This window comes from Chamaesiphon sp. VAR_48_metabat_403 (assembly GCF_031422475.1).
GTDB lineage: Bacteria > Cyanobacteriota > Cyanobacteriia > Cyanobacteriales > Chamaesiphonaceae > Chamaesiphon.
In genome coordinates, this window is sequence record NZ_JANPLS010000400.1 from 22,933 (window position 1) to 39,735 (window position 16,803).

The 16,803-nt window shown below is 46.4% G+C and carries 26 protein-coding genes and 1 pseudogene; 24 read left to right on the plus strand and 3 right to left on the minus strand.

What is annotated here, in order from left to right:
- Positions 1-292: 292 nt before the first annotated feature.
- From RMO79_RS18940 to RMO79_RS18950, 3 genes are all read right to left on the minus strand, one after another.
- Complete coding sequence (locus RMO79_RS18940) at positions 293-2,128, minus strand: tetratricopeptide repeat protein (RefSeq protein WP_310484800.1); 1,836 nt, start codon at positions 2,126-2,128, stop codon at positions 293-295.
- 230 nt (positions 2,129-2,358) lie between these two features.
- Positions 2,359-3,333 (minus strand): hypothetical protein, encoded by a 975-nt coding sequence (locus RMO79_RS18945; RefSeq protein WP_310484801.1) that lies wholly within the window; start codon positions 3,331-3,333, stop codon positions 2,359-2,361.
- 193 nt (positions 3,334-3,526) lie between these two features.
- Positions 3,527-3,877 (minus strand): hypothetical protein, encoded by a 351-nt coding sequence (locus RMO79_RS18950; protein ID WP_310484802.1) that lies wholly within the window; start codon positions 3,875-3,877, stop codon positions 3,527-3,529.
- 4 nt (positions 3,878-3,881) lie between these two features.
- On the opposite strand from RMO79_RS18950, the gene RMO79_RS18955 reads away from it, so the two are divergent.
- The 24 genes and pseudogenes from RMO79_RS18955 to RMO79_RS19070 all read left to right on the plus strand — a co-directional run.
- Positions 3,882-4,007: a hypothetical protein gene (locus tag RMO79_RS18955; RefSeq protein WP_310484803.1), complete on the plus strand. Its 126-nt coding sequence runs from the start codon at positions 3,882-3,884 to the stop codon at positions 4,005-4,007.
- Positions 4,008-4,325: 318 nt separating this feature from the next.
- Positions 4,326-4,964, plus strand: coding sequence for a 50S ribosomal protein L3 (rplC, locus tag RMO79_RS18960; protein WP_310484804.1), 639 nt, complete (start codon positions 4,326-4,328; stop codon positions 4,962-4,964).
- Positions 4,965-4,999: 35 nt separating this feature from the next.
- Positions 5,000-5,635 (plus strand): 50S ribosomal protein L4, encoded by a 636-nt coding sequence (gene rplD, locus RMO79_RS18965; RefSeq protein WP_310484805.1) that lies wholly within the window; start codon positions 5,000-5,002, stop codon positions 5,633-5,635.
- Positions 5,625-5,930 (plus strand): 50S ribosomal protein L23, encoded by a 306-nt coding sequence (locus RMO79_RS18970; RefSeq protein WP_310484806.1) that lies wholly within the window; start codon positions 5,625-5,627, stop codon positions 5,928-5,930. The genes rplD and RMO79_RS18970 overlap by 11 nt, the downstream gene beginning before the upstream one ends.
- Positions 5,931-6,040: 110 nt before the next feature.
- A complete protein-coding gene (gene rplB, locus RMO79_RS18975) occupies positions 6,041-6,907 on the plus strand; it encodes a 50S ribosomal protein L2 (RefSeq protein WP_310484807.1) in 867 nt (288 codons plus the stop codon).
- 115 nt (positions 6,908-7,022) lie between these two features.
- Positions 7,023-7,301: a 30S ribosomal protein S19 gene (gene rpsS / locus RMO79_RS18980; protein ID WP_015161717.1), complete on the plus strand. Its 279-nt coding sequence runs from the start codon at positions 7,023-7,025 to the stop codon at positions 7,299-7,301.
- A 47-nt stretch (positions 7,302-7,348) separates the two neighbouring features.
- Complete coding sequence (gene rplV / locus RMO79_RS18985; protein WP_295613123.1) at positions 7,349-7,702, plus strand: 50S ribosomal protein L22; 354 nt, start codon at positions 7,349-7,351, stop codon at positions 7,700-7,702.
- A 20-nt stretch (positions 7,703-7,722) separates the two neighbouring features.
- Complete coding sequence (rpsC, locus tag RMO79_RS18990) at positions 7,723-8,466, plus strand: 30S ribosomal protein S3 (RefSeq protein WP_310484808.1); 744 nt, start codon at positions 7,723-7,725, stop codon at positions 8,464-8,466.
- 10 nt (positions 8,467-8,476) lie between these two features.
- Positions 8,477-8,905 (plus strand): 50S ribosomal protein L16, encoded by a 429-nt coding sequence (rplP, locus tag RMO79_RS18995; RefSeq protein WP_310484809.1) that lies wholly within the window; start codon positions 8,477-8,479, stop codon positions 8,903-8,905.
- 4 nt (positions 8,906-8,909) lie between these two features.
- Positions 8,910-9,116 carry a 50S ribosomal protein L29 gene (gene rpmC / locus RMO79_RS19000; RefSeq protein ID WP_310484810.1) on the plus strand — a complete coding sequence of 69 codons (207 nt, stop codon included), beginning with the start codon at positions 8,910-8,912 and terminating at the stop codon, positions 9,114-9,116.
- A gap of 37 nt (positions 9,117-9,153) precedes the next feature.
- Positions 9,154-9,399 (plus strand): 30S ribosomal protein S17, encoded by a 246-nt coding sequence (rpsQ, locus tag RMO79_RS19005; RefSeq protein WP_310484811.1) that lies wholly within the window; start codon positions 9,154-9,156, stop codon positions 9,397-9,399.
- Between the two features lie 178 nt (positions 9,400-9,577).
- A complete protein-coding gene (rplN, locus tag RMO79_RS19010; RefSeq protein WP_309744702.1) occupies positions 9,578-9,946 on the plus strand; it encodes a 50S ribosomal protein L14 in 369 nt (122 codons plus the stop codon).
- A gap of 3 nt (positions 9,947-9,949) precedes the next feature.
- The gene (gene rplX, locus RMO79_RS19015) at positions 9,950-10,294 is read left to right on the plus strand and encodes a 50S ribosomal protein L24 (RefSeq protein WP_310484812.1); all 345 of its coding nucleotides are present in this window, start codon (positions 9,950-9,952) and stop codon (positions 10,292-10,294) included.
- A 90-nt stretch (positions 10,295-10,384) separates the two neighbouring features.
- Positions 10,385-10,930, plus strand: a complete 546-nt coding sequence (gene rplE / locus RMO79_RS19020; protein WP_310484813.1) for a 50S ribosomal protein L5 — start codon at positions 10,385-10,387, stop codon at positions 10,928-10,930.
- 32 nt (positions 10,931-10,962) lie between these two features.
- Complete coding sequence (rpsH, locus tag RMO79_RS19025) at positions 10,963-11,364, plus strand: 30S ribosomal protein S8 (protein ID WP_310484814.1); 402 nt, start codon at positions 10,963-10,965, stop codon at positions 11,362-11,364.
- Positions 11,365-11,519: 155 nt separating this feature from the next.
- Entirely contained in the window at positions 11,520-12,065 is a 546-nt protein-coding gene (gene rplF, locus RMO79_RS19030) for a 50S ribosomal protein L6 (protein ID WP_310484815.1), read from the plus strand.
- 8 nt (positions 12,066-12,073) lie between these two features.
- A complete protein-coding gene (rplR, locus tag RMO79_RS19035) occupies positions 12,074-12,436 on the plus strand; it encodes a 50S ribosomal protein L18 (protein ID WP_310484816.1) in 363 nt (120 codons plus the stop codon).
- Between the two features lie 25 nt (positions 12,437-12,461).
- A complete protein-coding gene (gene rpsE / locus RMO79_RS19040) occupies positions 12,462-13,070 on the plus strand; it encodes a 30S ribosomal protein S5 (protein WP_310484817.1) in 609 nt (202 codons plus the stop codon).
- Positions 13,071-13,281: 211 nt separating this feature from the next.
- Positions 13,282-13,725 (plus strand): 50S ribosomal protein L15, encoded by a 444-nt coding sequence (gene rplO, locus RMO79_RS19045; protein WP_310484818.1) that lies wholly within the window; start codon positions 13,282-13,284, stop codon positions 13,723-13,725.
- A gap of 192 nt (positions 13,726-13,917) precedes the next feature.
- Positions 13,918-15,255: a preprotein translocase subunit SecY gene (gene secY, locus RMO79_RS19050; RefSeq protein WP_310484819.1), complete on the plus strand. Its 1,338-nt coding sequence runs from the start codon at positions 13,918-13,920 to the stop codon at positions 15,253-15,255.
- A 125-nt stretch (positions 15,256-15,380) separates the two neighbouring features.
- Complete coding sequence (locus RMO79_RS19055) at positions 15,381-15,947, plus strand: adenylate kinase (protein WP_310484821.1); 567 nt, start codon at positions 15,381-15,383, stop codon at positions 15,945-15,947.
- A gap of 139 nt (positions 15,948-16,086) precedes the next feature.
- Positions 16,087-16,314, plus strand: coding sequence for a translation initiation factor IF-1 (gene infA, locus RMO79_RS19060; protein WP_295616782.1), 228 nt, complete (start codon positions 16,087-16,089; stop codon positions 16,312-16,314).
- Positions 16,315-16,454: 140 nt separating this feature from the next.
- On the plus strand, positions 16,455-16,568 hold the full coding sequence (gene rpmJ / locus RMO79_RS19065) for a 50S ribosomal protein L36 (RefSeq protein WP_015161734.1): 114 nt from the start codon (positions 16,455-16,457) through the stop codon (positions 16,566-16,568).
- Between the two features lie 159 nt (positions 16,569-16,727).
- Positions 16,728-16,803 (plus strand): annotated as a pseudogene (locus RMO79_RS19070) (30S ribosomal protein S13); the annotation flags it as partial.

Consider the following 16,803-nt stretch of genomic DNA (forward strand, 5'->3'; position numbering starts at 1 on the left):
AGTGTTGGTCGGTCGATCGGCAATATTAACTATTTCTTAACAAGCTAGTTGTCTAAAATAGGGTCTCGCTCGATATTATCTAAATTTTGAGTGCAAGTACCGATCGATTTGAAAGGTAGCAAGCGATCGGATGAGGTTTGCGTAAACAATGTAGCGTTTGTGTCCTGTTGCCCAAAATCATATCACATTAGTACTCTTCTCCCAGCCCTCGATCGAGCTGATTTTGCAAAATTTTATAGCTTTTTGATATCCAAATCAACACAATTGCGTTGGTTTGTGACGATTTACTCGTTTATGCACGCATTTTTTGGAGCAGAGCTTGAGTTAGCGGTGAATCAGAGAGTCGATCGACTTGTCCAGTATTCACGACTTGCTGTAGAAAGTCAAGAAAATCTAGCTGCACTTTTTGAGTTTTAGGGTGATCTGTGCCTAAATGTTGCGCTCTAATTGTCAATGAGCGGGTGTAAAGTTGTTCTGCCTCGGTGTATCGTTGCATCGATTGGTACACGAATGCTAAATTATTCAGGCTAGTGGCGATCTGAAGATGCTCCCCACCTAATTGCTGTTCTCTAATTGCTAAAGATTGAGTATAGAGTACTTCTGCTTTGCTATACTGACCCGTCTTATAATATAAGCTCGCCAGGTTGTTCAAGCTTTGAGCGGTATGGGGATGATTGGTACCTAATTGCCGCTGTCTGATGTCTAACGATCGAACGTATAGTGGCTCGGCAGCACTGTAATTTCCAGTTTTATAATACAATACTGCTAAATTGTTTAGCCCTTGGGCTGTATGCGGATGCTCTTGCCCTAATTGTCGCTCGTAAATGCCTAGTGCTCTTGCGTATAGCGGCTCGGCTTCGGGATAATTTTCGGTTCGATAATGTAAACTTGCTAAATTGTTGAGTACTTGAGCGGTATGAGGATGCTCTGTCCCTAGTTGCCGTTCGGCAATATTTAATGCCCGCGTTAGATAGGATTGAGCCTGGGCAAATTCGCCCATCTCGTAGTACAGGTTACCCAAATGCCCCAGGCTGTGAGCGGTATGAGCGTGCTGTGCGCCCAACTGTCGTTCGCAGATTTCTAGCGCGCGTGCGTACAGCGGCTGGGCTTCTTCATAGCGTTGAATCGATTTATATAAATCTGCTAAATTGTTCAGACTGGGAATCGTACCTAAATTATCGACACCTAATTGTTGCCCGCAAATGTTTAGAGCGCGCAGATATAGAGCTTCGGCATCTTGATATCGCTCTAATATGGCATACAAATTAGCTAAATTATTAAGACTAGCCACCGTATCGATGTGGTTGACACCTGTTTGTTGTTCGTAGATTTTCAGAGCGCGAATATATAGAGATTCGGCATCTTCATCTCTTCCCATTTCTAAGTATAATCCTGCCAAATCTTGCAAACAGCTAGCAGTTTCGGGATGATTGGAGCCTAATTGCGATTCATAGATGGCATGAGCGCGAATATATAAAGGCTCGGCTTCTGGATATCTACCCATTGCTAGGTAGAGACTTGCTAGATGACTCAAGCTTTGTGCCGTATCGGTGCGATTGTCACCTAGTTCCCGCTGACAAATTTCATGAGAGCGAATGTATAAAGGTTCGGCTTCGGTATAGCGACCCATCGCGGCATATAATTGCGCCAAGCTGTATAAACTCTGTGCGGTCTGGAGATGAGTGTCGCCTAAGCGATCTTCTCTAATGGTCAACGATCGAGTATAAAATGGTTCTGCATCCGTATAGCGACCCATCGATTCGTATAAGAGACCGAGATTATTTAAGCTTTGCACGGTAAAGGGATGAGTGGCTCCCAAATGCTCTTCCCGAATCGATAAAGTGCGCGCATATAAAGATTCCGCATCAGTATATTTACCCATTGATTCATACAGAACTGCCAAATTATTTAGGTTTTGGGCGGTATGAATGTGGTTGGCACCAAATTGCCGTTCGCAAATACTCAAAGAATGTGCGTACAGTGCTTCGGTTTCTGAATGTTTGTCGTTGGCTTTGTCTCTGGGTGAGAGAATTGAGTCATACAAAATTGCTAGCTGACTGGGGTTGCCAACGTTACGATCGGGTGGTAACGATGGTAACTGTTGAGTAGAATTTTGCGCCTCTTTCATACAAACATTTAGATTTTGACCTCAATATTACTATATTCGATCGACTTTCGATCGTCTAGTCAATCCACGTAAAAATACTGAGTCGATTTAGAATTTGTGCCAACCTTTAGAAGATTATACTGAGATTGAGCTTGATTAATGTCTAAATTTGACACAGAGATCGGTAGTCTATCCACAATTAGTTGGTCTGCATCTATTTAGATTCTAAAAAAATACAAATCGAAACATTTTTAGCGATCGGGGTTCGCTCTGGGCTTAGAAGTAGGTTGTCCGGTAGCACTACGGTTCTGGTTAGTATCGCTAGTTTTTGAAGTAACATTTCTTTTTTGCTTACTTTTAGAAGTTATCTCTTCAGTTGCGACCGTTCCCGGTAAGGCTTGTAAAACCTGAATCTTTTCTTGATGGAGGATCTTATTATCTTTGCGAATAGTCAATCGATTAGCCGCGATCGTATAATTAGTTTCACCATTATCTGCTGAAAATTGCGTCCGATCGTAATAGCGCAGTCTCAGAGTAATTCCTTGTGAGCCATCTTTAGAAAGTCCCACATAATGAGTCGGATTTTTAGTCCCACAAATATACATTGAATAACTTCTAGATATAGCTCGGTACAGAATTTTAGTCCGATCGGGACAAACTAAATTAGGATCTGTATTAACCTCGGTCACTATATCTGATAAGGCAATTATCGGCAACGGAGTTTTAATCGGCTTGGCCACGATCGGCGCGACGACGACCGGACTGAAGTTCCGAAATTTAGCTGTAGTATTAATGCCCCCGCTGAGTGGAATTTGGAGCAAGGCAATCTGCGTTAGATTACTAGGTATTTTCGTAAAAATAAAGCTTGCTCTCACCGGAACATTTTCAATCAATTCGGCTCTAATTGCGTTGTTTTCACTCGATCGATTGGCAAACCGCAAACTTGTCGGGTAATATTCGTTACCTTCAAAATCGACGAGCTTAATATTATCGCCATTGATATCGATAGTGCGATCGTTGCTCTTGCTAGTTAAGACTGCTCTACAAACCAGATCTTGCTGCTTGCGATTGCACTCTTGAACCACGATTTTAACCCGATCGTCTTCATAAGTAACGGGACTAGTTTTGGTAGCTTTAGTCTGCACTTGGGCGAATGATTGATGTGGGTATAACCAGATACAAATAAGTCCGCACCAGCTCATCCTGGCGATCGCTTTAATGTTCATACTATTATTGGGGGTTAAGCACTAAAATTTGCAGATACTATATCATGACCTATTTTGGTGTTTTCGATCCAATTTTTGCTCGTTTGTATTAGATTTAACATTAACATGCGACCGCTCGGAGATTCGGACAAGATCGCTCTGGGCCATTGAGCCAAGAGCTACATAATTTCGGCATTTATGTAAAAATCGGTTGTTAGTCGAACTGTGAGACAAATCGATCGACATCTTCAATAATTCGCGTCAATTCTGCTTCACTACTAAGTCGAATCCGATCGTCGCGCAAGGTAATCGATATTTTGGCAACGAACACACTCGCCCAGATATTGGGATTGCAGTATATTTCCAAAAACACATCGCCTGTATATTGATATTCGATGGCGGGAGTGGGTTTGGCTTTGACAACCGTGCCAGGAGTGTTGGCTGTCTTGGCTTTGAGCGCGTTGACGATCTCTTGAAGCTTGGCTTGTAATTCTTTAGCTGCCGTAGGCGTAAAGCCGCAGGAGACAGAACCACTAGCTAAATTAAACACTAACTGTGATGTCATATTTTTGAAATTGGGTACTACTGAAATTGGTGCGGTCGATCGATCTCAATCTCATCATAGTGACGATGGCATCATTGCCTACCTCAAAACTATTAATAAATATATAGACAACGGCGATCTCCTAGTGTAGACTTATAGATTGTGGTCTAAAACTTCCAGCTCGTCGAGCTGAGACTCTAGTGAATCGGCTGAGATAGATACTAGGCAGCAACCTGTTCCAGTCTTCCCAGCAATAACAGCGATTCTCAATTGGTACCCGATCTTCTAAAATTGCGCTTCGAGTGAAAACTTATCGCTGCCGCCGCAGTAACGATCTGCGATAACACAGAAATCGTTACTGCTAAAGCTAACTGGATTGGTAAATTAAGTCAAACCCACAGATGGACGCGCCTGCCGGTGGATGTCCATCACATCCTGATGTTTCAAATTTAAGGAAAAGTATTAAACCGTGTCTATCGGTATCCTCGGCACCAAGCTCGGCATGACCCAAATTTTCGACAAAGAGACAGGTAGAGCAATCCCTGTCACCGTCGTTCAAGCAGGCCCATGCACCATTACCCAAATCAAAACTCAAGCCACCGATGGCTATAGTTCCATCCAACTGGGTTTTGATGAAGTCAAAGAAAAAGCACTCAATCGACCAGAACTCGGACACCTCAAAAAATCCGAGGCTCCGCCACTGCGTCACTTACAAGAATTTCGGGTCGATAGCACCGATGCTTGGACGCTCGGTCAAGAAATTAAACCAGACATCTTTACTGTCGGTCAAATTATCGACGTAACTGGCAACAGTATCGGTAAAGGTTTTGCAGGTTGGCAAAAACGTTGGAACTTCGCCAGAGGGCCGATGTCCCACGGTTCTAAAAATCACCGCGAACCCGGTTCGACTGGTGCGGGTACCACTCCCGGACGTGTCTATCCAGGTAAGAAAATGGCTGGACGTTTGGGTGGCAAACGAATCACGATCAAGAAACTAGTCGTCGTGCAAATCGATGTCGAGCGGAACGTCTTGTTAATTGAAGGTTCGGTTCCTGGCAAACCCGGCGCACTACTTCGGATTGTGCCTGAAGTCAAAGTAGGTAAGTAATCTAAGTAAGTAGGATCGGGAGATAAACATTAATTATGGCTAATTGCGTCGTCCGCGACTGGCAAGGGAACGAAGCTGGCTCCGCCACCATCGAACTCGCCGTCGCTAAAGAAGAAAATGCCGTTCACATCGTGCATAGAGCATTGATTCGGCAGACAAATAACGCCCGTCAGGGTACCGCTTGTGCGAAGACTCGTGCAGAAGTACGCGGTGGTGGACGGAAACCTTGGAAACAAAAAGGTACCGGACGCGCGCGGGCGGGTTCGATTCGCTCGCCACTATGGCGGGGTGGTGGGGTAATTTTTGGACCGAAACCCAAAGATTACAACATGAAAATGAACCGTAAAGAGCGGCGATTGGCTCTGCGGACTGCGGTAATGAGTCGGATCGAAGATACGATCGTCGTTCAAGATTTTGCAACTAATTTAGCTCAACCCAAAACCAAAGAGTTCGTCCAAGCGATGACTCGATGGGGCGTAGAAGTTGATAGTAAAGTATTGATTATCGTGGCAGAAGTCGAAGACAATACGCTGCTGTCGATTCGCAATATTGGCAATGTCAAAATGATTTCTGCATCGGGACTCAACGTTTTCGACCTCCTGAATGCAGACCAGATCGTAGCTACGGCTGAAGCGATCGCTAAAATCCAGGAGGTTTACAATGACGATTAGAGTTGAGGAACGCGATTTACCAGATCTAATTCGGAGCGTCATCGTCACCGAAAAAGCCACCATTGCAATGGAACGCAATCAATATATTTTTGATGTCGTCCCCCAAGCGACCAAGCCCCAAATTAAAGCCGCGATCGAATCTTTATTTGATGTGAAAGTTAAAGGGATCAGTACTCAAAATCTACCCCGCAAAACTCGTCGCGTCGGTAAGTTCCTCGGAGCCAAGCCCAAATACAAACGCGCCGTCGTCACCATCGTCGAGGGTCAAGAAATCGTTCTGTTCCCCGAAGTTTAAGTAGTTGGGAGTTCAGAGTTTGGAGTAAACATTCAGTAGCTTTGAGCTTGTGTTCCCCCTCTCCTGTGTCTCCCCCTAATACCTAATACCTAATACCTAACCTCTAAATCATGGGTACCCGTTCTTATCGGCCATATACGCCCAGTACTCGCGAAACCGTAATCTCAGACTTTGCTGAAATTACCACGAGTACGCCGGAAAAATCACTGGTTCACTACAAGCACCGCGCTAAAGGGCGCAACAATCGCGGTGTCATTACCAGCCGCCGTCGCGGTGGCGGTCACAAACGTCTCTATCGGATTATCGATTTCCGCCGTCAGGATAAAATCAATATTCCTGCCAAAGTAGCTACAGTCGAATACGATCCCAACCGGAATGCACGGATCGCCCTGCTGTTTTACAAAGATGGTGAAAAGCGTTACATTCTCCATCCAGTCGGCTTAACTGTTGGTATGGAAATTATTACTGGCCCAGAGTCTCCTTTTGAAATTGGGAATGCTCTACCACTAATTAATATCCCCTTGGGTACGACCGTTCATAGTGTCGAACTCACTGCTGGCAAAGGTGCCCAAATCGCCCGTTCGGCTGGTGCTGCGGCTCAACTAGTAGCTAAAGAAGGCGACTATGTGACCCTGAAAATGCCTTCTGGTGAAGTCCGGATGGTGCGGAAAGAATGCTACGCGACCATCGGTCAAGTTGGCAACACTGAAGCGCGGAACACCAATGCGGGTAAAGCCGGACGCAACCGCTGGAAAGGTCGTCGCCCGAAAGTCAGAGGTAGCGTCATGAACCCTTGCGATCACCCACATGGTGGTGGTGAAGGGCGCGCGCCAATCGGTCGCAGCGGCCCAGTTACGCCTTGGGGTAAACCAACTCTGGGCTACAAAACTCGGAAGAAGAACAAAGCCAGCAGCGAACTCATCATCCGCCGCCGTCGTAAATCTTCCAAGCGCGGTAAAGGCGGTCGTCAGAACTAGGAGAGTGGAGAGTGGAAAGTTGAAAGTTGAAAGCGAACTAACTACTATTCACTATCCACTATTCACCAGCCACTCCCCCACTTTCAACTTTCCACTTTTAACTTTTAACTAAATTATGGGTCGTTCTCTCAAAAAAGGGCCATTCGTCGCAGATCATCTGATGACAAAGGTCGAAAAAATGAATGCATCTGGTCGTAAAGATGTCATCAAAACTTGGTCGCGGGCTTCCACGATCTTGCCGCAAATGGTCGGACACACGATCGCAGTCCACAACGGTCGCCAACACGTTCCCGTCTTTGTTTCCGATCAAATGGTCGGACATAAACTCGGTGAATTCGCACCGACACGGAACTATCGTTCCCACTCAAAGGGAGACAAAAAATCCGGTAGATAATTCAAATTAACTTTGAATTTTAGACTCTGGATGCTAGAGGAAAAATTATGGCGATCGATAACAAAACAGAAATTAAAGCAGTTGCGAAGTATATTCGCATGTCTCCCTTCAAAGTGCGCCGCGTACTAGACCAGATTCGGGGACGTTCTTACCGCGAAGCCTTGATTATTCTTGAATTCATGCCCTACAAGGCGTGTGAAGAGATTATCAAAGTCTTGCGATCTGCTGTAGCTAATGCCGAGCATAACAATGGGATGAATCCAGCCAAGCTGGTAGTTTCGACTGCCTTTGCCGATGGTGGCCCTGCACTCAAACGCTTCCGCCCCAGAGCGCAAGGTCGCGCTTATAAAATCCGCAAACCGACATGTCACATCACCGTGGCAGTGGCGGAAACGAACTAGGGAGCATATAAAGAAATAACATGGGACAGAAGATTCATCCGATCGGTTTTAGACTCGGTATCACGCAAGAACACCGTTCGCGGTGGTATGCAGATACTCGAAAATATTCCGAAGTTCTCAAAGAAGACTACATTATCCGTCAGCACATCGAGAAAGATAAAACTCTTGAAACTGCGGGTATTTCTAAAGTGCGGATCGAGCGTAAAGCCGATCAAATCGAACTCGAAATCCATACGGCTCGCCCTGGTGTAGTCGTCGGTCGTCAAGGTAGCGGCATCGAAGTAATTCGCCAAGCTCTACTCAAGAAATTGGGTACCGATCGTCAAATTCGGATTAACGTCATCGAAATCGCTAAAGTCGATGCCGATGCCGCGCTGATTGCGGAATTCATCGCCCAACAACTTTCTCGCCGCGTATCCTTCCGTCGCGTCGTCCGTCAGGCGATTCAACGGGCACAACGCGCCGAAGTCAAGGGAATCAAAATCCAGGTTGGCGGACGGCTCAACGGGGCGGAAATCGCCCGGACAGAGCAAGCTCGTGAAGGTAGCGTACCCCTACATACCCTCCGTGCCGATATCGATTACGCTTCCAAAACCGCAGACACCACTTATGGCATCATCGGTGTTAAAGTTTGGGTCTTTAAGGGCGAAATTATCCCCGGACAGGAAAATCTTGAAGTAGCTACTGCTGCTCAACCCAAACGTCGGCAGAACCAACAACAACGTCGCCGTCAGCAGTTTGATGACCGCTCTGATGAAGGATAGGAATTGAAAAATGTTAAGCCCTAGAAGAACGAAATTCCGCAAACAACAACGCGGACGCATGACTGGTATGGCTACCAGAGGAAATGAAATCGCCTTCGGTCAATTTGGACTTCAAGCGATCGAACCATCCTGGATTACCTCCCGTCAGATTGAAGCCTGTCGGCGAGCCATGAACCGCTATCTCAAGCGGGGTGGTAAAATCTGGATTCGGATTTTCCCCGATAAACCAGTAACTATGCGCCCAGCAGAAACCCGGATGGGTTCTGGTAAAGGTTCGCCTGAATATTGGGTAGCAGTAGTCAAACCCGGTCGGATTTTATTTGAAATTGGTGGCGTTCCTGAAGACATCGCCCGCGAGTCGATGCGTCTAGCGATGCACAAGCTACCAATTAAGGTCAAATTCATTATCAAAGCTCATTTAGAAGACGAAACTGATTAAGGTTATGGCTCTGCCCAAAATTGCCGAAGTAATAAGCCTAACCGACGAAGAACTAGCAGCTCAGATCGTAGCTGTCAAACGCAATCTGTTTGACCTCCGCCTCAGACAAGCTACCCGTCGGTTAGAAAAAACCCACGAATTCAAACATAACCGCCACAAACTAGCGCAGTTATTGACCGTGGAACACCAACGTAAAACCGCTAAGGTTTAATAGTCCACATCATTCAGCCACAGGTAAATAACACATAATGGCAGCAAAAGAAAGAGTTGGCATCGTTGTCAGCACCAAAATGCAAAAAACGGCAGTGGTCTCGATCGAAAACCGCTCCGCCCACTCCAAATACGGCAAAGTCGTCGTCAGAACTAAAAAATACAAAGTTCATGACGAAGAAAATCAGTGTAAAGAAGGCGACCGAGTAAGGATTTCAGAAACCCGTCCCCTCAGCCGCACCAAACGCTGGACGCTCGCGGAAATACTTAGTACTAAAGCCTAGCGAGTGGTGGAGTACGGAGTGGATAGTGGATAGTGAATAGTAAATAGTTTTACAACTAGTAACTAATCGTAAATATCTAGACAATCTCCCCGCTCTCCCCGCTCCCCGCTCCCCCGTCTTGATTCGCTAAACCGTCGGGAAACCCGACGAGCGCGAATCGCTCCCCTCCTATACCAAAATGATTCAACAAGAAAGTTATTTAACCGTTGCGGACAATAGCGGTGCCCGTAAAATTATGTGCATTCGCGTCCTTGGTGCGGGTAACCGTACCTACGGCGGTGTCGGCGATACCATTATCGCTGTTGTCAAAGATGCCACCCCTAACATGGCAGTCAAAAAATCCGAAGTAGTCCGCGCGGTCATCGTCCGCACCAGACATACTATGCGCCGCGATAGTGGCATGAGTATTCGGTTCGACGACAATGCTGCCGTTCTCGTCAATGCTGAAGGCAACCCCAGAGGTACTCGCGTTTTCGGCCCTGTCGCTCGCGAACTTCGCGATAAAAGCTTCACCAAAATCGTTTCCCTGGCTCCAGAGGTACTCTAAAAAATGGCAAGACAAAAACCTAAAGTAAAACATCGGATGCACGTCAAAAAGGGCGACACCGTACAAATTATCTCTGGCAGCGACAAAGGCAAAATCGGTGAAGTCCTCAAATCTTTCCCCGAACTGAGCAAGGTAATCGTTAAAGGCGTAAGTATTCGCACTAAGCACGTCAAACCAGCTCAAGAAGGCGAATCCGGTCGGATCGATACCTCAGAATCACCGATTCATAGCTCGAAAGTAATGGTCTACTCGACCAAGCAAAATGTAGCTAGTCGGATCGGTTATACCATCAACGCTGAAGGTAAAAAAGTCCGGATGTTGAAAAAGACTGGTGAGATTATCGACTAGTTACAGCTCGATTAAGATATCTGCATTACTAGACCGATGACCGTTGGCTTTCTTCCTGACCAAGCCCAGGAACTCATATAAATTAAGATCGTGGCACAACAACTCAAAACTAAGTATCAAGAGCAAATTACCCCCAAGCTGATGGAGCAATTTGGTTATACCAATAAGCTCCAAGTGCCTAAAGTAATTAAAATTACTGTCAATCGAGGATTGGGCGAAGCAGCGACTAATGCTAAGGCGCTAGAATCTTCGATCGCGGAAATCGCCAAAATTACCGGACAAAAGCCAGTCGTTACCCGTGCTAAAAAAGCGATCGCGGGTTTTAAAATCCGTGCTGGTATGCCTGTCGGCGTGATGGTAACCTTGCGGGGCGATCGGATGTATGCCTTCCTCGACAGGTTTATCAACCTGACCCTACCCCGGATTCGGGACTTTAGAGGAATCAGCCCCAAAAGCTTTGACGGTCGCGGTAACTATAGTATCGGGATTCGCGAACAACTGATTTTCCCCGAAATCGAGTACGACCAAATCGACCAAATTCGCGGGATGGATATTTCGATTATTACTACAGCCGATAACGATGAAGCCGGACGCGCCCTCCTCAAAGAAATGGGAATGCCCTTCCGCGCAAGTTAATCGCTAACACCACAAATCACCCTAAAGAACCAATGGCGGCACACGATACCATCTCAGACATGCTGACTCGCATTCGGAATGCGAGCATCGTCAAACATCAAACCACCAATCTGCCAGCAACTAAAATGACTCGGAGCATTGCCACTGTCCTCAGACAGGAAGGCTATGTCGGTGAGTATGAAGAAGTTGGTGAAGGGATTGAAAAAAAATTAGTCCTGACGCTCAGATACAAAGGCAAAAATCGCCAGCCAATTATTACCGCGCTCAAACGCGTAAGTAAGCCCGGACTGCGCGTTTATTCCAACCATAAAGACTTACCTAAAGTTTTGGGTGGCATCGGGATTGCCGTTATTTCCACCTCTAGTGGAATTATGACCGATCGCGAAGCCCGCAAGCAAGGCGTGGGCGGCGAAGTCCTGTGCTATATCTGGTAACTCTCATCTAGCAGTCAGTAAGTAGAAATCTCATTGCGATTTTTCCTGAATTAGTCACTTTATATGTACTAAATCCTACTCCCCTGGCTCAAATATTCACACCGCGACCTGCACTTTAGCATCGCGATTTCATTGACAAGGAGTAAATATTAATTATGTCTAGAATTGGTAAACGTCCAATTCCTTTACCTGCCAAAGTCACCATCAGTATTGATGGTCAATCGGTAGTAGTCAAAGGGCCAAAAGGCGAACTCTCGCGTGTGCTTCCCGCTGAAGTCGTCGTCGTCATGGAAGGCGAAATGGTGATGGTCAACCGGGTTAACGATTCTCGCCCCGCTCGTCAACGACATGGATTGTGTCGGACGCTAGTTGCCAACATGGTCGAAGGTGTTTCCACTGGCTTCCAAAAGAAATTGGAAATCCAAGGGGTCGGTTATCGGGCTGCGGTCGATAGCAACGTCCTGACTCTCAACGTCGGCTACAGTTTGCCCGTCAAAATTAATCCACCAGCGGGAATTACGATCGAAGTTCCTAAAGAAAAAAACACTAGTGTAACTATTAGTGGTATCGACAAAGAATTAGTCGGCAACACTGCTGCCAAAATCCGCGACGTACGCCCACCAGAAGTTTATAAAGGTAAGGGTATTCGCTACGAAGGTGAAGTCGTCCGCCGTAAAGCTGGTAAATCTGGGAAGAAATAGAATATAACATGAAACTAACTCGTAAAGAATCCGTTCAACGCCGCCATCGTCGCGTGCGGAAGGATGTCAAAGGCTCGACTGCTCGCCCCCGGTTGGCAGTATTCAGATCGCTGCAACACATCTACGCTCAGGTAATTGACGATACCGAGCAACACACTTTAGTTGCCGCTTCGAGTCTCGAACCCGAACTCAAATCAAAATTGAGCAGTGGTGGTAATATTGCCGCAGCCACCGAAGTCGGTAAATTACTCGCCGAGCGTGCTAAAGCAAAAGGAATCGAACTAGTAGTATTCGATCGTGGTGGTAATCTATATCATGGTCGCGTCCAAGCTCTAGCTGAAGCTGCGCGTGAAGCTGGCTTGAATTTCTAATCGTAACTCATCCAAATATCAGATTATGGCACAAGAACAACAGGATCGACGCGGTGGCGGTAGCGGTGGCGGAGATCGTCGCGGCGGCGGTAGCGGCGGTAAAGGCGGCGGTGGTGGTAAAGGCGGCGGCAGAGGCAAAAAAGAAGAAAAGGAAATTACCTATCAAGAGCGGGTGATTCAAATCCGCCGGGTGAGCAAGGTAGTTAAGGGTGGTAAAAAACTCAGCTTCCGCGCTATCGTCGTAATTGGTAACGAAAAAGGCGAAGTTGGTGTTGGTGTTGGTAAAGCCAGTGATGTCATCGGTGCAGTCCGTAAAGGCGTAGCCGATGGTAAAAAACACTTAATTACCATTCCTTTAACCAAATCTAATACCATTCCTCATCCGATCGTCGGTGGTGGCGGTGGTGCTAATGTAATGATGCGCCCAGCAGCTCCCGGTACCGGAGTAATTGCTGGTGGTGCAGTTCGCACGGTATTAGAACTCGCTGGAGTCAAAAATATCCTCGCCAAACAACTCGGTTCGGGCAACCCACTCAATAACGCCCGCGCCGCAGTCAACGCGCTCAAAACCCTCCGCAGCTTCAATCAAGTTGCCGAAGATCGCGGCTTAACTGTCGCTGACTTATTTGCATAATTTACGAGGGGATAGGGGATAGGGAATAGGGGATAGTAAATTAGTTTACGACCTCTTGACTACTAACCTCGATCGCCTAAAATCCTACGCTGGTAAAGCTGTTCTTACTTTAAACGAAGGATTAGGGGATAAAAGGAATATGAGATCGTGAATTTTAATTCATCCAACTCCCTATCCCCTATCCCCTATCCCCTATTCCCTAATTACTAACATGAGATTAATCGATCTAAAACCCAAAGCGGGTTCTAAACACCGCAAACGCCGCGTCGGTCGTGGTATTGCAGCCGGACAAGGTGCCAGTGGCGGTTTCGGAATGCGGGGTCAAAAATCCCGTTCTGGTAGCCCCACTCGCCCTGGATTTGAAGGTGGTCAAATGCCGCTTTATCGGCGGTTGCCCAAATTAAAACACTTCCCGCTGATTAACCAGAAGGAATATACAGTTATTAACGTTAGCAAACTATCCGTACTCCCCGCGAATAGCGAAGTAACCCTCCAAACCTTAATGGCAGCCGGAATCGTTACTACTAACGACGGCCCATTGAAGCTATTGGGTGACGGCGAACTCACAGTTGCACTTACTTGTAAAGCGGCTGCGTTCACCACTGGTGCGAGAACGAAGATCGAAGCTGCTGGTGGTAGTTGCGAAGTTATTTAAGATGCTTGCCGATTTTCGCCAACAATAAGCTAGATTGACTCCAGCATTGCCTTTAAAATTAAATTGGCGGTGCTGGATTCTTAGTATAAAATCGCCATAATTAGCAAGAGAATTGTATACTTAAATGCATAATGGTAACAGTTCTTTATATTTCAGACTTCACATTAACTAAACTTTTAGAGGTAATTTTAGATGGACGCTAGTAGAGAAAAAGCCCCATCTGCCCAAGAGACATTTGTGCAGATGGCTCAAGCCGCTGGCTTGAGAGGTCGAATTTTGGTCACCCTCGGCTTGCTGATTTTAGCGCGGTTGGGTACGTTTATTCCCGTGCCGGGGATCGATCGACTCTCTTTCGCCAACGATATCAAAAACAGCTCGGTAATTGGCTTTTTAGATATCTTTTCTGGGGGTGCATTATCCACCGTCGGGATTTTTGCATTGGGAATTACCCCTTACATTAATGCTTCGATTATCATTCAGTTATTAACAACCGCCCTGCCCTCTTTGGAAAAACTCCAAAAAGAAGAAGGTGAAGCTGGACGGCGGAAGATTTCTCAAATTACTCGCTATGTGGCTTTCGGCTGGGGTGTCGCCCAGAGTATCGGACTCGCACTGTGGCTCCAACGTTACGCACTCCCCGGACATCAAGGAATTTTCTTTATAGTCAGCACGGTAATGGCTCTGACTGCTGGCTCGATGTTTGTGATGTGGATTTCAGAACTGATTACCGAACGTGGCATTGGTAACGGTGCTTCGCTCTTAATTTTCTTGAACATTGTTGCCGTACTTCCCAAAACCTTTGGGGATGCCTTCAGTCTGGCACAAAGTGGCGATAGCTCGATTCTCACCCGGACGGTTTCGTTACTGGCAGTTTTCTTAGTAATGACAGTCGGGATCGTATTCGTGCAAGAAGGTACCCGTCGCATTCCGATTATTTCGGCTCGTCGTCAAGTCGGACGGAGAATCCAACGCGAACGTACCAGCTACTTGCCGCTCCGCCTCAATCAGGGTGGCGTAATGCCAATTATTTTTGCATCTTCGGTATTAGTTTTACCTAGTGCTTTAGCCTCTTTTGCGGGTAAAGGCGATCCCAACAGCCCAGTCAGTCAAGTCATTAGTAAAATAGTTACTTTCTTACTGCCCGGAACGCCCGGTTATGTGGCATTCTACGTTGTCTTAATCGTGTTTTTTAGCTATTTCTACAGTTCGCTAGTAGTGAACCCAGTTGATATGGCTCAAAACCTCAAGAAAATGGGTGCGAGTATCCCCGGCGTTCGCCCTGGAGTTGCTACTAGTAAGTATATTGAAGGGATTCTCTCTCGCCTGACTTTACTGGGTGCGATCTTTTTAGGCATCGTTGCTACTGTCCCGACAGCCATTGAAAGCGCGCTGAATGTCGGCGCAATTTTTAAAGGATTTGGTGCAACTTCGATCTTGATTTTAGTTAGTGTGGCGATCGATACTGCTAAACAGATTCAAACCTTGGTAATCTCTCAGCGTTATGAAGGGATGATTAACAGTAAGGATTAGGCTTTAGGCTTTAGGGATTAGGCTTTAGGGATGAGAATGTTGTAAATTGACAGCCTTTGAATCTATCATCCTAATTCCTGCTGTCATTGCCTAACACCTAAAGCCTAAGACCTAACACCTAAATTATGACTAGACCGATCTTTCTCGGTGCTCCTGGCGCGGGTAAAGGTACCCAAGCCCAAATTTTAGCTGCATCCTGCGGTATCCCACACATCTCGACTGGGGATATTCTCCGCGCTCAAGTCAAGGAGCAGACAGAGCTTGGCATCCAAGCCCAATCTTATATGAATAAGGGCGAACTAGTCCCCGATTCACTAATTTTAGATATGATTCGGGCACGGCTGAGTCAAGATGATGCCGTCAATGCAGGCTGGATTTTAGACGGATTTCCCCGCAATGTCGCTCAGGCAGAATTTCTCGATCGATTACTCACCGAAATCGGTCAAAATTATGATTTAGCGATCGATCTAGGCGTACCTCAAGATCGATTGGTGCTGAGATTACTAGAACGTGCCAAGATTCAAAATCGCCCTGATGACACCGAGGATGTGATTCGCAGGCGGTTGGTGGTGTATGACGAGCAAACAGCCCCCCTCCTCGATTACTACCAGCACAAGGGCGTTTTACGCAGCGTTGACGGCGATCGCGAATTGGCAGAAGTTACTCACCATTTAGAAGCTCTGGTTAATTAGAGATTTGTGGGTAGATCTTCGCCACTCACAATTCATTCTCGGCTTTAGATCCGATCGAAAACACAACCACTCCTTGCCCCTGTTAAAATAGAACTATTCAATACCCACTGTCCACTATCCTAATTGAGGTAAATATTAATTGTCTAAACAAGATTTGATTGAAATGGAAGGCACGGTGACAGAATCCTTGCCTAATGCCATGTTTCGAGTCGATCTAGATAATGGGTTTAATGTCTTAGCCCATATCTCCGGTAAAATTCGTCGCAACTATATTAAAATTCTTCCTGGCGATCGCGTCAAATGCGAACTCACTCCTTACGACCTTAGTAAAGGGCGCATCACATACAGACTGCGGAATAAGAAGTAATTATCTGCGGAGATTTGAGAACCAAATTCAGGGCGGATTCCATCTGGCAGATCGTCTCCAGTTAAATTGTCATGCGATCGCAGGTGACAATTAGTTGAAAAATGTTATAATATTAAGCTTGCAGTGTTGACCAAATTGACATGAAAGTTCGAGCGTCTGTCAAAAAGATTTGTGAAAAGTGTCGCGTCATTCGTAGACGTGGCAGGGTGATGGTAATTTGTGCCAACCCCAAACATAAACAACGTCAAGGTTAAGATAACTAGTCCAAGTTGCTAGTTAGTTATCGGTACCTATGACGATCGACTGGGATCTGATGAGAGTAAGGATTGGGCGAGTTGCGCTAGTTCCAAACCAAACCTTTTCATCGAGCCATCGATTCAAAATCGAGAGCAAAGTATAGTGGAGAAACAAGTGTGGCACGGATAGCAGGCGTAGACCTCCCTCGCGACAAGCGGGTGGAAATCGGTCTGACATACATCTTTGGAATCG

Excerpts from the sequence above, each read along its gene's own strand:
- RMO79_RS18940 (WP_310484800.1), bottom strand. The coding sequence starts at position 2,128 with ATGAAAGAGGCGCAAAATTCTACTCAACAGTTACCATCGTTACCACCC.
- RMO79_RS18945 (WP_310484801.1), bottom strand. The coding sequence starts at position 3,333 with ATGAACATTAAAGCGATCGCCAGGATGAGCTGGTGCGGACTTATTTGT.
- RMO79_RS18950 (WP_310484802.1), bottom strand. The coding sequence starts at position 3,877 with ATGACATCACAGTTAGTGTTTAATTTAGCTAGTGGTTCTGTCTCCTGC.
- rplD (WP_310484805.1), top strand. The coding sequence starts at position 5,000 with ATGGCTAATTGCGTCGTCCGCGACTGGCAAGGGAACGAAGCTGGCTCC.
- RMO79_RS18970 (WP_310484806.1), top strand. The coding sequence starts at position 5,625 with ATGACGATTAGAGTTGAGGAACGCGATTTACCAGATCTAATTCGGAGC.
- rplB (WP_310484807.1), top strand. The coding sequence starts at position 6,041 with ATGGGTACCCGTTCTTATCGGCCATATACGCCCAGTACTCGCGAAACC.
- rpsS (WP_015161717.1), top strand. The coding sequence starts at position 7,023 with ATGGGTCGTTCTCTCAAAAAAGGGCCATTCGTCGCAGATCATCTGATG.
- rplV (WP_295613123.1), top strand. The coding sequence starts at position 7,349 with ATGGCGATCGATAACAAAACAGAAATTAAAGCAGTTGCGAAGTATATT.
- rpsC (WP_310484808.1), top strand. The coding sequence starts at position 7,723 with ATGGGACAGAAGATTCATCCGATCGGTTTTAGACTCGGTATCACGCAA.
- rplP (WP_310484809.1), top strand. The coding sequence starts at position 8,477 with ATGTTAAGCCCTAGAAGAACGAAATTCCGCAAACAACAACGCGGACGC.
- rpmC (WP_310484810.1), top strand. The coding sequence starts at position 8,910 with ATGGCTCTGCCCAAAATTGCCGAAGTAATAAGCCTAACCGACGAAGAA.
- rpsQ (WP_310484811.1), top strand. The coding sequence starts at position 9,154 with ATGGCAGCAAAAGAAAGAGTTGGCATCGTTGTCAGCACCAAAATGCAA.
- rplN (WP_309744702.1), top strand. The coding sequence starts at position 9,578 with ATGATTCAACAAGAAAGTTATTTAACCGTTGCGGACAATAGCGGTGCC.
- rplX (WP_310484812.1), top strand. The coding sequence starts at position 9,950 with ATGGCAAGACAAAAACCTAAAGTAAAACATCGGATGCACGTCAAAAAG.
- rpsH (WP_310484814.1), top strand. The coding sequence starts at position 10,963 with ATGGCGGCACACGATACCATCTCAGACATGCTGACTCGCATTCGGAAT.
- rplF (WP_310484815.1), top strand. The coding sequence starts at position 11,520 with ATGTCTAGAATTGGTAAACGTCCAATTCCTTTACCTGCCAAAGTCACC.
- rplR (WP_310484816.1), top strand. The coding sequence starts at position 12,074 with ATGAAACTAACTCGTAAAGAATCCGTTCAACGCCGCCATCGTCGCGTG.
- rpsE (WP_310484817.1), top strand. The coding sequence starts at position 12,462 with ATGGCACAAGAACAACAGGATCGACGCGGTGGCGGTAGCGGTGGCGGA.
- rplO (WP_310484818.1), top strand. The coding sequence starts at position 13,282 with ATGAGATTAATCGATCTAAAACCCAAAGCGGGTTCTAAACACCGCAAA.
- secY (WP_310484819.1), top strand. The coding sequence starts at position 13,918 with ATGGACGCTAGTAGAGAAAAAGCCCCATCTGCCCAAGAGACATTTGTG.
- RMO79_RS19055 (WP_310484821.1), top strand. The coding sequence starts at position 15,381 with ATGACTAGACCGATCTTTCTCGGTGCTCCTGGCGCGGGTAAAGGTACC.
- rpmJ (WP_015161734.1), top strand. The coding sequence starts at position 16,455 with ATGAAAGTTCGAGCGTCTGTCAAAAAGATTTGTGAAAAGTGTCGCGTC.